This is a genomic window from Mesorhizobium sp. M1A.F.Ca.IN.022.06.1.1 (assembly GCF_003952605.1).
In the GTDB taxonomy this organism is placed as follows: Bacteria; Pseudomonadota; Alphaproteobacteria; order Rhizobiales; family Rhizobiaceae; genus Mesorhizobium.
In genome coordinates this window covers 4,029,690-4,041,560 of record NZ_CP034455.1, presented here as the reverse complement: position 1 = coordinate 4,041,560, position 11,871 = coordinate 4,029,690, and the positions used below count along the sequence as shown (strand labels likewise).

Sequence of the window (11,871 nt, the reverse complement as noted above, 5' to 3'; positions counted from 1 at the left end):
CCACACTCCCCTCCGCGCCTGCCCCGACAGCTATATTAAGCCGAGGGCCAAAACGCATCGCGGCCTGTTTGGTTCCGTGCCTGTTTGAACAGGTGGTTAATCAGATGTGGCCAAGCTTGCCGTAGAGACACTCAGGCCGGATTCTTATGCAGCCGAACTGCCCGGCTCTTCTTCTCCGGCATTCGGATCGCCCGGGGCCGTTGCCCAGGCGAGCTCGACCAGCGTCACCGTGCGGCGGCCAACACCGTCGATCTGGCAGACGATCAGCCCCTGCTCCTCGATGTAATCGAGCAGCCGCCGGGCGCGACGCAGCGAATGCGAGCCATACGCGCGGGCGATCGCCGCGTCGCTTGGGCAAGGCCAGCCTTCCTTCGCCGCCCTCGCGATCATCATGAACACGCCCTGCATGTCCTCCGGCAGAAGCGATGCGCGCACGGAGACGTCGCGCCACGCGTCGTCCTCGGCGATGTCGGAGCCGACGCCGGCGCGGGCGCGCGTCAGCATGCGTCGGAATTCCGAAAGGTCGGGCACCACCGAAGCGAGTCCTTCGATCCGGCAGCGAACCACGAACTCCTGATAGAGCACGCCGATGACGCGGAATCCGGCATCGGGCTCAGCCAAGATGGCGCGCAGGATACGGTCCATCCGCCCGCGCCGCTCGGCAAGGTCCTCGGCGCTCGGCTGCGGCTCGGCCGGCTCGGGGCGGATGTCGAGCGGCGCGGCCTTGGCCGCCATCAACTGATCGAGCAGGTCGGGCGACGGCCGGCGCTGCGGGCGGACCGTCTCCGGCGGCGGTGCCGCGAGGATGATGGCGCGCGCATCTTCGAGCGTCGCTTCGGGCAGCGGCATCAGCCGCGGCGTGCCGTTGCGCGGGCTCGTCTCGGTCGATCCGATCCGCACGCTGAGCGGGCGGCGCGACAGCGCCGGACCGAGCGCCATGAAATGCCCGCGCTCGAGGTCGCGGAAGGCTTCCGCCTGCCGCCGCTCCATGCCGAGCAGGTCGGCGGCGCGCGCCATGTCGATGTCCAGAAAGGTGCGGCCCATCAGGAAGTTGGAGGCCTCCGCCGCGACGTTCTTGGCGAGCTTCGCCAACCGTTGCGTGGCGATGATGCCGGCAAGCCCGCGTTTGCGGCCGCGGCACATCAGATTGGTCATGGCGCCGAGCGAAAGCTTGCGCGCCTCATCCGAGACCTCGCCTGCAGCAGCCGGCGCGAAGAGCTGCGCCTCGTCCACCACCACCAGCATCGGATACCAATGGTCGCGCGCGACCTCGAACAGCCCGCCAAGGAAGGCTGCGGCGCGCCGCATCTGGTTCTCGGCATCGAGCCCTTCGAGGTTTAGCACCGTCGAGACGCGGTGGATGCGCGCTCGCTCGCCGGCCGCCTGCAGGCCGCGCTCGGTATGGTCCTCGGCGTCGATCACCAGATGGCCGTAGCGCTCACCGAGCGAGACGAAGTCGCCTTCGGGATCGACGATGGTCTGCTGCACCCAGGGCGCGCTCTGCTCCAGCAGCCGACGCAGCAGATGCGACTTGCCCGAGCCCGAGTTGCCCTGCACCAGCAGGCGGGTCGCCAGCAGCTCCTCAAGGTCGAGGGCCGCCGGCGCGCCTGCCGACGTCTGCCCCATCTCGATCGCAACCGTCATATTCTCGACTCGGATAGTCTCCCTGCGCGGGAGGGACTTAGCAACCGGCGCGCGGTGCGTCGAGCATGGGGCCAAGGGCTCGGCGCGATGTTCCACACTTAACGGCAGGCCATCGCCAGCTGAACTGGTCCGACCACCATTTCGCTGGCGCAATCCCCCGATCGGCGTATCATCCCTTGAGGGAGGGGTTCATGGCAGGAGGAGGCTTATGAACGTCGCTGCGGAAGTGCCCGTCATAGACCTGACAGTGCAAGACATTGTTTCTTCTGCTCTTTCGAAATTTCGCGCCGGCGACACCGTTTCGACCCGGGCAATCCTCGACGCCATCCGCCAATCGGACCCCGCCTGCGGGGACAGCGACGACCATCTGGTGGAACTGATCGTCATGGCCGCTGTTGGTAAGACCATGGGAGTCGTCTTCGATCACCGCTCGCCCGACGAGCGGTTGCCGCGCCTGTCCTAAACCTCGTTGCGCTGAAAAGGATTAGGCGAGGCGCTGTAAATCTTTGTTTGGGGCATGTCGGTGTCCCAGAACGCGCGCACGTCCGGGCGACATGCATTAGCTTCCGAGCGGATGCGGCATATAACCGACGAAGCGGGTGATCTTCCAGCGCCCGCCGACCTTGCGGCAGAAGTAGAGCGTCTGCCATTTCAGGCGGTCGACGCTGCCGTCGGCCTTGGCGATCGAGCCGTCGAACTTCTTGTGCAGCACAGCACGATCGCCGTCGACGTCGATGTCGCGCAGATTGGTGACGCGGAAAATCGCCTCGCGCAGCGGCTCGGCGAATTCCGTCGCGGCTGTCTCCTTGGCCTGCCGCAGCCATTCGTCGCGATAGACTTCCAGCCTGGGAAACTGCAGCCGCCAGGCATCGGCATTGGGCAGGAAATGCGCATGCATGCCGAAAAAGCTCTCGGCGATGAAGTCGTCCTCGACCATCGACCAGTCCTGGCCAAGGAAGGCGTCGATGTCGCGCCGCACCAGCATTTCCCACAGCGCATGGCGATCGGCATCGCCTTCCGGAAACGGATTCTTGTCAAAGGTCATGCTGGCTCTTCCCCTTGCGTTCGATCAGCAACCCACCGGTCGCATCTCAGGATTCGGAGTGCAGGATGCTCACGATTTGTAATAAAGCAACATGATTTTCGGAAAAAATGTTGCTTTCCGACATTGCCTCTTGGAGGATCACCTCTACAAGCGTAGACGGCTGCAAGAACGGTCCTTACGCTCGACAACAGGAGATTCATTTGCCCAAGCAGTGCTTCGGAAAGTCGCATGTCCCGCTCTCGCCTGCCGTCCGCGCCGGCGATTTCGTCTATGTCTCCGGCCAGGTGCCGGTGGGCAGCGACGGCCTGGTAGTCAAGGGCGGCATAACTGACCAAGCCGAGCAGGTGCTGCAAAACGTCAAGGCTGCGCTGGCGCTGGCCGGATGCACCATGGACGACGTGGTGAAGACCACCGTCTGGCTCGAGGACGCCCGCGATTTCGGCGCCTTCAATACGGTCTATGCCAGGCACTTCCCGAACGACCCGCCGGCGCGTACCACCGTCGAGTCGCGCCTGATGATCGACATCAAGATCGAGATCGAGGCCGTCGCCTACCGGCCGGTCTGATCGGGGCCAGACAACAACGGAGGCGCGGAATGCAGTTCGATCTGTTGATCAAGGGCGGCCGTGTGATCGACCCGGCTTCCGGGTTGGATGCGCCGCGCGACATCGCCGTCGCCGATGGTCGAATCGCCGCGATCGAAGCGGCCATCGATAGCGAGACCGCCGGTGATGTCGTCGACGCCAGCGGCTGCATCGTCACTCCGGGCCTCGTCGATCTGCACAGCCACGTCTACTGGGGCGGCACCTCGCTCGGCGTTGACGCTGACCGTCTCGCCGCCAAGAGCGGCACCACCACCTTCATCGATGCCGGCAGCGCCGGCGCCGGCAATTTCCTGGGGTTTCGCCGCCATGTCATCGAGCGTTCGAAGGTCCGCATCCTTGCCTACGTCAACATCTCGTTTGCCGGCATATTCGGCTTCGCCGAGACGGTATCCGTCGGCGAATGCAGCGATCTCAGGCTTTGCGAGCCGCGCGAGACGGTGGCCGCGGTGCGCGAGCACGCCGCCGTCGTCGTCGGCGTAAAAGTCCGTTCCGGGAAGCACGCCGGCGGCACCAGCGGCATCGCGCCGGTCGACCTCGCGCTCGAAGCCGCAGACCGAGCCGGCCTGCCGCTGATGGCGCACATCGACGAGCCGCCGCCCGGCCGCTCGGAAGTGCTGCCCAGGCTCCGCCGCGGCGACATCCTCACTCACTGCTTCCGGCCGTTCCCCAACGCGCCGGTCTTCGCTTCGGGCGCGGTGCGGCCGGATATGCGGCAGGCGCGCGAGCGCGGCGTCATCTTCGACATCGGCCACGGCATGGGCTCCTTCGACTTCGAGGTGGCGAAGGCGATGCTGGCGGAGGGGCTGGCGCCGGACGTCATCTCGAGCGATGTGCATCTCTACTGCGTCGACGGCCCTGCCTTCGATATTCTCGTCTGCATGTCGAAGCTCATGGCGCTCGGCATGCCGCTGGTCGAGGTCGTGCGCGCGGCAACGCAGCGCCCGGCCGATGCGATCGCCAGGCCCGAGCTCGGGGCGCTTAAAGTCGGCGGCATCGGCGATGTCGCGGTGCTGAGGCTGCAGCCCGGCCGCTTTACCTTTGTCGACGCGGTCGGTGCGTCACTCATCGCGGACCAGCGGCTGGTCTCGAATGGCATCGTGATAGGCGGCAAATGGTGGCGGAACCAGGCGCCCGACCACAATGAGACCGAGCGCTTCGAGGCCCATGCGCACCACACGCATGTCGAGGTTGCGGCCAGGCACTTCGGGCGCTGATTGGCTCACCGTCGCGAATTGCTCGGCTCGCCATAGACCGGCGTCGCAATCCCCTCCATCCGCGCCTTGAGCTGCAGCGCCACGAACTTCGAATAGAAGCGCGACAGCGCGAGATTGCCGCCGTGGAACCATAGCGCCTCCTGGGCGGTCGGCTTCCACATGTTGCGCAACTCGCCCTGCCACGGGCCGGGATCGCCCTTGACGCCGGAGCCGAGGCCCCAGCACGGCCCGACCTTGTCGGCGACCTCCCGGGAAACGATCCCTGCCACGGTCTCGTTCATCGACTGGTAGCCGGTGCAGGAGACGATCGCGTCGACCGCCAGCTCGCTGCCGTCCTCAAACAGGATGCCGGTCGGCGTCAGCGATTTGATGCCGACGCCGCTCTTCACCGCGATCTCGCCGTTCAGGATCAGCTCGCAGGCGCCGACATCGATGTAGTAGCCGGAGCCGGTGCGATAGGCTTTCATAAGCAGTCCGGTCTCGTCCTCGCCGAAGTCGATGGCAAAGCCGCTGTCGCTGAGGCGCTTGTAGAAATCCGCGTCGCGCTCGCGGATGACGTCATAGAGCGCCCGCTGGCCTTTTGGGACCAGCGCGAAGGGTGTCGAAGCCACGATCATGTCGGCCTTGTCGGTGGTGATGCCCCGCGCCAGCGCCTTTTCCGAAAAGATCTCGAAGCCGACCTCCATCAGCGTGTCCGACTTCACCACCGTCGTCGGCGAGCGCTGCACCATGGTGACCTTGGCGCCGGCTTCCCAGAGGTCGACGCTGACATCGTGGCCGGAGCTCGCCGCGCCGATCACCGCGACGTGCTTGCCGCGGAATTTCTCGCCGGTCGAGTACTGGCTGGAATGCAAAAGCTCGCCTTTGAAGCTGTCCGCGCCAGGCAGATCGATCTGCCGCGGCGGCCCGTAGGCGCCGGTGGCGAACACGATGTGCTTCGGCTTCAGCGTGATGCGCTCGCCGGCGCGATCGACCACCACCGTCCAGAGCTTTTCGGGCTCGTCATAGGCCGCACTGATGCATTTGGTGGCGACCCAGTAGTTCAGCTCCATGACGCGGGCATACATTTCGAGCCAATCGCCCATCTTGTCCTTGGGCGTGAACACCGGCCAGTTTTCCGGGAACGGAATGTAGGGCAGATGGTCGTACCAGACCGGGTCGTGCAGCACGAGCGAGCGGTAGCGGTTGCGCCAGGAATCGCCGGCGCGCGCGTTCTTCTCGACGATGAGGGTGGGAACACCGAGCTGCCGCAGACGGGCGCCGAGCATGATGCCGCCCTGGCCGCCGCCGATCACCAGGCAATAGGGCTGCTCGTGCACGCCGAGCTCACGCGCCTCGCGCGCTCTTGCTTCCGCCCAGGTCTCGCGTTCGGGATCGGCCTTGTGGCGGATGCCGAGCGGCCGGGCAGGCCCCTTCTGCTCCTCGAAACCCTTGAGCTCGCTCATCGCCGTGAACAGCGTCCGGCAGCGGCCATCCTTGAGCCGCAGGATGCCCTCGCCTCGCGCCACGGCCGTCTCGAAGCTGAACCAGGCCTCGATGACGCCGTCGGCGACGCTTGACTCCCCGGACAGGCGCCAGTGCGATGGTTGCGTCGAGGAAAGCGTCGCCTTGAGCATCTCGCGGACCGCCGGTTGGCCGTCCACGGTCTTGATGTTCCATGTGAAGGTCAGCAGATCGCGCCAGTAGCAATCGTCCACGAAAAGGTGCGTCGCCGCCTCGATGTCACCCGCCTCGAGCGCGCGGCCGAATGTGCCGAGCCAGGTTGCCGCCTGTTGCGATGGTGCGATGTCGAGCATTGATGTTCGTTCCCCTGAATACGCAGATCATAGCCGCGTTGCGGCTGTTCTCAGTCGCCGAGCGGCTCCATCTCCTTCCCCGTCCGATGGATCTGGGCGTTATATTTGATGCGGCGCACCGTCTCGCGCGCCGGGCCGTCGAGCTTGTAGGCGGACGCGACCGCGAGCAGGTCGATGGCCGCAAGGAAGGCGTAGCGCGAAGCTGTCGGCTTCAGCGTGTCGGGATATTCGGGAACCGCCATCGTCAGCTGGACATCGCAGACGCGTGTCAGCTCCGTGTCCGGCGCGGTCACGCAGATCGCGTCGGCGCGATAGTGCTTGGCAAGCTCCACCGCCTCGATCACCTCTCGGGTACGGCCGGTCGCCGATATCGCGATCACCACATCGCCCGGCTTCAGCGTCGAAGCCGTCATGCGCATCAGATACGGATCGCATTGCGCGCTGATGGTGATGCCATAGCGAAACAGGCGATACTGCGTCTCTTGCGCCAGCGCCGATGAGCTGCCGCCAAGTCCGAATACCGCCACTTGCCTGGCCTTGGCGATCAGCTCCGCCGCTTTCTGCAACTGCCCTGGATCGATCTGCCGTTCGGCCTCCTGCAGCGCGCGGCGCGCTTCGCCGAAGACGGCGTTCCAGAACGGCATGCCGCTGTCGCCGTTCGTGGGTTGCGGCTTGGTGCTAAGATAGAGCGCGCCGACGACGAGGCTCTGCGCCAGCTTCAGCTTGAAGTCGCGCACGCCGTCGCATCCGATGGCGCGGCAGAAACGGGTGACCGTCGGCTCGCTGACCTGGGCGCGCTGCGCCAGCGCGGCATTCGATGCATCGACGGCATATTTGACGTCGTCGAGCACGACGTCGGCGACGCGACGCTCCGCCGGCCGCAAGTCCGTGTAGCTGTCCTTCACCTGCGAAATGATGTCGGGGAAGCGCCTGACATGATCATGCCGGCCGTCATCCCCGTCGGAAATCCGCAGCGCCTGGCTGTCAGCTTCGGTCATTGGCCGTCCTTCTCTGCCGTTTCTGGACCACCATATTTGCGATTATCCGCCGGCTGGCCATGGGCAATCAGCCGAAGTGAGTATGTAGGAAAGTAACACACACTGCAAGCGCGTCTAAACACAGGCGAAATCAGACGCTTAGATGAGCTTTAGTTGAATCTGATGGCGCCAGATCTTTGCCACCGCTTGACAGTAAAGTAGGATAGTTACAGACTGATTTCGCGGACAGAGGGGGCTCCGGCAACAATCACGCAGTCTCCGAGGGGAGCATGAATACCGGCAGCGCAAGAACGCCGAAGCTCGGCGTGCAGGCAGCGAGCAAGGTTTATACCACGGCCTCCGGCGATCTTCTCGCCCTAGACCGCTGCAGCCTCGACGTGCACGCCAACGAGATCGTCTCCATCGTCGGCCCCTCCGGCTCCGGCAAGACCACGCTGTTGTGGTCGATGTCGGGTCTGCATCGTCTGACCAGCGGCGCGATACTGCTTGACGGCAAGGAGGTCACCGGCCCGCGTCCCGAGATCGGTATCGTCTTCCAGGAAGCGAACCTTCTGCCCTGGCGCAATCTCGACGCCAACATAAACTTCCCGTTCGAGATCAAGGGTGAGAAGCCCGATCGCGCCTGGATCGCGCATCTGCTTCATCGCGTCGGGCTCGACGGCTTCGGCGGCAAGTTCCCGCGCGAGCTTTCCGGCGGCATGCAGCAGCGCGCGGCGATCGTCCGCGCGCTGGCGCTGAAGCCTTCCGTGCTCTTGATGGATGAGCCCTTCGGTGCGTTGGACAGCTTCACCCGCGAGGAGATGAACCGCCTCGTCGAGGAGATCTGGCTCGATACCAAGACGACCATCGTTTTCATCACCCACAGCATCGAGGAAGCGATCTTCCTCTCCGACCGGGTCGTGGTGCTGACCGCGCGGCCGGGACGCGTCGCCAAGGTCTACGACGTGCCGTTCCCGCGCCCGCGCTCGCTGGAGATCATGGCCACCAAGGAGGTCTTCGACCTCACCAACCGCATCAAGATGGACATCGTCGGCGAGCGCCGGCCGAAGGCGCAGGAGCAGCTGCAACACAAGAGCGCTGAAATCGTGAGGATCAGGCCGTGAGCGGGGGCGACGCCATTCCGGAATTCTCCAAGGCCAAGTCCGGCGACGGCCAGGATGTCAGCCTCACCAACCTCTCCGCCTTCGCCGGCGGCCCGGGCGTCAAGTCCGGTGCCGAGGTGGCCGCGATTCTCGTCGTCGCGGTGGTGATCATCGGCGGCATCGAGCTGGCGCTGCGCATCTTCCACGTGCCGCAATACATCATGCCGCCGCCGAGTGCGATCGTTTACGCTTTGTTCGACGAGTTCCCGCTGATCGCGCCGCATCTCGGCTACACGCTGGTCGAGCTCTTCTCCGGCTTTGCCATCGGCGCCGTCGTCGGGCTGGTGATGGCGGCGGTGATCACGCAGTTTCCCTTCGCCGAGAAGATCGTCGCGCCTTACATCTTGATCCTCGTCACCACGCCGATGCTGGCGCTGGTGCCGCTTCTCATCCTGCGCTTCGGCTTCGGCTATACGCCGCGCATTATCGCGGTAGCTTTAGCCGCCGGACCGATGGTGATGATCAATGCCGCGACCGGGTTCCGGCGCGTGGACAGCGCCAAGATCGCGCTCGCTCGCTCCTATGGCGCGAGCACCTTGCAGATCTTTTGGAAGATCCGCGCGCCGATGGCGCTGCCGATGATCCTGGTCGGGCTGATGATCGGTGCGATCTTCGGGCTCCTCACTGCGGTAGGTGCCGAGATGGTCGGCGGCGGCTTCGGCCTCGGCAACCGGCTTACCTCGTATTCGTCGATGATCCAGATGCCGCAATTCTTCGCGGTGGTGCTGATCCTGTCGACGCTCGGCATCCTGATCTACGTGCTCTTCTTCCTGATCGGCAAGAAATGGGCGAGCTGGGAGGCATGAGCGCGGACGGATGAGATCGCCCGGGAGACGGGCGAAGGCAAGGGCAAGCGATCGATAAGGGCAATCAACAAAAGGGGAATGCCATGACCAACGAAAGCTTATTCAGTACGGCGACAAGAGCGGGCATCAGCCGCCGCTACTTCCTGCAAGTGACGGCCGCCGGCGTCGTGACCGCCACCGCGCTCGGCGCATCGGGTCTGAAAGCCAGCGCGGCGGCTTATGAAAAATTCACCTGGATCTCGCCGCGCGGCACGCTCGAAGTGCTGGACGACTATCCCTACTGGTCGGCCAAGAAGGCCGGCTATTTCGGCGACCTCGCCACCGACATGCAGCCGGGTCCGTCTGACGGCACCGCGACGGTCAAGTTCGTCGATGTCGGCCAGGCCGACATGGGCTTCCCCTCGCCCGGCGTCTTCTCCTTCGCCATCCAGAACGGCATGAAGCTGAAGTCGGTGTTCCACATGGGCGCGCGCGACACCTTCAGCATCGCCTTCCGCAAGGGCCAGGGCACCAAGAACCTGAAGGACCTCGAAGGCAAGACGATCCTGCTCGGCTCCGCCGCTTGGCAGGCGATCGTCGATCCGCTGCTTGCCGCGCAGGGTGTCGACATCAAGAAGGTGAAATATGTCGAGGCCGGGTGGCCGACCTGGGGCACCGCGCTCGCCGGCGGCCAAGGCGATGCCGCACTCTCCTGGGAAGGTCTGCGCGCCGAATGGATCGCCAAGGACCTCGACTTCGAATATTGGCTCGGCGTCCAGAATTCCAAGCTTCCGGCCAACACCTTCGTCGTGCGCGCCGCCGATCTCGAGGATCCCGACAAGAGGGCCTTCCTCGAAAAATATCTGCGCGGCTGGGCGATGGGCCTCGAATTCGGCTACCAGAACCCGCGCGCGGCCGTCGAAGCCGTGTTCGAGCAATTCCCGACCTTGGCCAAGAACCTTGGCCCTGAGCTCGGCACCACCTCGATCCTGCAGCAGATCAACGTCTTCCGCGGTGACATGGACAAGCGCAGTGGCTGGGGCTCGCACGACATGGCGAGCTGGCAGGGCTTTTTCGACGAGATCCTGAAGATCGGCCAGATCACCGCGCCGGTGAAGGCCGAAGACGTCTGCACCAACGACCTGATTCCGACCGCCAACGACTTCGACAAGGCGAAGGTCAAGGCCGATGCCGACGGCGTGAAACTGTCGGAAGGCTTTGCCGCGCTCGACGTCGAGAAGATCAAGGCGCACCTGTTCGATTCCGCCGTCAAGTAAGGCGGGCGCATTGACCATCGGGCGGCGCCTGATGCCGCCCGAGCTACTGTTCAAAGAGCATTGGGGAGGCTGACATGGCCGACAAAGTAAAAATCCTGGTGGTTGGTCTGGGCAATATGGGCGCTTCGCATGCGAGCGCCTATCACCGCTCCGACGGCTTCGAGATCGTCGGCATCATGAGCCGCACCATCAAGAGCAACAAGAAGATCCCGAAGGAGCTCGCCGGCTATCCGCTCTATGAGGATTTCGACTTGGCGCTGAAGGAGACCAAGCCGGACGCGGTCTCGATCAACAGTTGGCCGAACACGCATGCCGAATACGCGCTGAAGGCGATCGCCGCCAACTGCCATGTGTTCATGGAAAAGCCCCTCGCCACCAACATCGCCGACGCCGAGAAGGTGGTGGCCGCCGCGCGGGCCAAGAACCGGAAGCTGGTTCTGGGCTACATCCTGCGCGTCCACCCGTCCTGGATCAAATTCATCGAGGTCGGCAAGACGCTCGGCAAGCCGCTGGTGATGCGCCTCAACCTCAACCAGCAGAGCAGCGGCAGCGCCTGGCACTGGCACAAGAACCTGATCGACTCGCTGATCCCGATCGTCGACTGCGGCGTGCACTATGTCGACGTGATGTGCCAGCTGACCGGCGCCAAGCCGGTGCGCGTGCACGGCATCGGCGCCAAGCTCTGGGCCGAAGCCGACAAGCAGAATTATGGCCATCTGCACGTCACTTTCGACGATGGCTCGGTCGGCTGGTATGAAGCCGGCTGGGGCCCGATGATGAGCGAGACCGCTTATTTCGTGAAGGATGTGGTCGGCCCGAAGGGCGCCGTTTCGATCGTCGCCGGCCAGTCCGCAAGCAGCGCCAAGGAAGCCGAGGAGGTATCGGATTCCGCCGACATCGACCGCCACACCAAGACCGACGCGCTGAAGATCCACTACGCGCAGGTCGATGGCGACAAGAACTTCTCGAAGCCCGACGAGATCGTCAGCATGGAGGACGAGCCCGGCCATCAGGAGCTTTGCGACCGCGAGCAGGCCTTCTTCCTGCGCGCCATCCGTGAGGACCTCGATCTGACCGAGCAAATGGATGCCGCCGTCAACAGCCTGCGCATCGTTTTGGCCGCCGAACAGAGCATCGCGGAGAAGCGGACCGTCGAGCTGACCTGAAGCTCCCGGTCACCTGCCGCGCAACCCCTAAGCCCTTCGCGGATGGGCAGTCCGCCGGCGGCGTGCCGATCGGCATGCAGCCAGTCGGGCCGCTATGTAGCGCTCTCCACGCAGTTGGAAGAGGAGATGCCGTGCAGGGACCGGCGGCCGGCCAACCAGCTTCCGGATCTTTGGAATAGCACGTTGCCGCCGCCTTCAT

Annotated in this window: 11 protein-coding genes; 7 read left to right on the top strand and 4 right to left on the bottom strand. The window is 64.5% G+C overall.

The genetic code is table 11. The annotated features are described in order from the left end of the window. Positions 1–144: 144 nt before the first annotated feature. A complete protein-coding gene (locus EJ078_RS19190) occupies positions 145–1,644 on the bottom strand; it encodes an ATP-binding protein (protein ID WP_127403249.1) in 1,500 nt (499 codons plus the stop codon). Between the two features lie 208 nt (positions 1,645–1,852). Here EJ078_RS19190 and EJ078_RS19185 point away from each other — a divergent pair, with 208 nt between their 5' ends. Further along, positions 1,853–2,107 (top strand): hypothetical protein, encoded by a 255-nt coding sequence (locus EJ078_RS19185; protein WP_127403248.1) that lies wholly within the window; start codon positions 1,853–1,855, stop codon positions 2,105–2,107. A 96-nt stretch (positions 2,108–2,203) separates the two neighbouring features. Here the strand turns inward: EJ078_RS19185 and EJ078_RS19180 are convergent, their stop codons facing one another. Beyond that, complete coding sequence (locus tag EJ078_RS19180; protein WP_127403247.1) at positions 2,204–2,689, bottom strand: hypothetical protein; 486 nt, start codon at positions 2,687–2,689, stop codon at positions 2,204–2,206. A 200-nt stretch (positions 2,690–2,889) separates the two neighbouring features. Here EJ078_RS19180 and EJ078_RS19175 point away from each other — a divergent pair, with 200 nt between their 5' ends. Together EJ078_RS19175 and EJ078_RS19170 are read left to right on the top strand one after the other, a co-directional pair. Beyond that, positions 2,890–3,255: a RidA family protein gene (locus EJ078_RS19175; RefSeq protein ID WP_067318812.1), complete on the top strand. Its 366-nt coding sequence runs from the start codon at positions 2,890–2,892 to the stop codon at positions 3,253–3,255. A 29-nt stretch (positions 3,256–3,284) separates the two neighbouring features. Then, positions 3,285–4,508, top strand: coding sequence for an amidohydrolase/deacetylase family metallohydrolase (locus EJ078_RS19170; RefSeq protein ID WP_127403245.1), 1,224 nt, complete (start codon positions 3,285–3,287; stop codon positions 4,506–4,508). 5 nt (positions 4,509–4,513) lie between these two features. Here EJ078_RS19170 and EJ078_RS19165 read toward each other — a convergent pair whose 3' ends face one another. Further along, the gene (locus tag EJ078_RS19165) at positions 4,514–6,304 is read right to left on the bottom strand and encodes an NAD(P)/FAD-dependent oxidoreductase (RefSeq protein WP_127214024.1); all 1,791 of its coding nucleotides are present in this window, start codon (positions 6,302–6,304) and stop codon (positions 4,514–4,516) included. 50 nt (positions 6,305–6,354) lie between these two features. After that, on the bottom strand, positions 6,355–7,302 hold the full coding sequence (locus tag EJ078_RS19160; RefSeq protein ID WP_127214026.1) for a MurR/RpiR family transcriptional regulator: 948 nt from the start codon (positions 7,300–7,302) through the stop codon (positions 6,355–6,357). Positions 7,303–7,571: 269 nt separating this feature from the next. Between EJ078_RS19160 and EJ078_RS19155 the strand changes: the two genes are divergently transcribed. From EJ078_RS19155 to EJ078_RS19140, 4 genes are all read left to right on the top strand, one after another. After that, positions 7,572–8,405, top strand: a complete 834-nt coding sequence (locus tag EJ078_RS19155) for an ABC transporter ATP-binding protein (protein WP_127214028.1) — start codon at positions 7,572–7,574, stop codon at positions 8,403–8,405. Then, a complete protein-coding gene (locus EJ078_RS19150; RefSeq protein WP_128203005.1) occupies positions 8,402–9,250 on the top strand; it encodes an ABC transporter permease in 849 nt (282 codons plus the stop codon). Before EJ078_RS19155 ends, EJ078_RS19150 begins: the two co-directional genes overlap by 4 nt. A gap of 83 nt (positions 9,251–9,333) precedes the next feature. Further along, positions 9,334–10,506, top strand: coding sequence for an ABC transporter substrate-binding protein (locus tag EJ078_RS19145; RefSeq protein WP_127403599.1), 1,173 nt, complete (start codon positions 9,334–9,336; stop codon positions 10,504–10,506). Positions 10,507–10,580: 74 nt separating this feature from the next. Continuing rightward, positions 10,581–11,672: a Gfo/Idh/MocA family oxidoreductase gene (locus tag EJ078_RS19140; RefSeq protein ID WP_067003969.1), complete on the top strand. Its 1,092-nt coding sequence runs from the start codon at positions 10,581–10,583 to the stop codon at positions 11,670–11,672. The last annotated feature ends 199 nt before the right edge of the window (positions 11,673–11,871 follow it).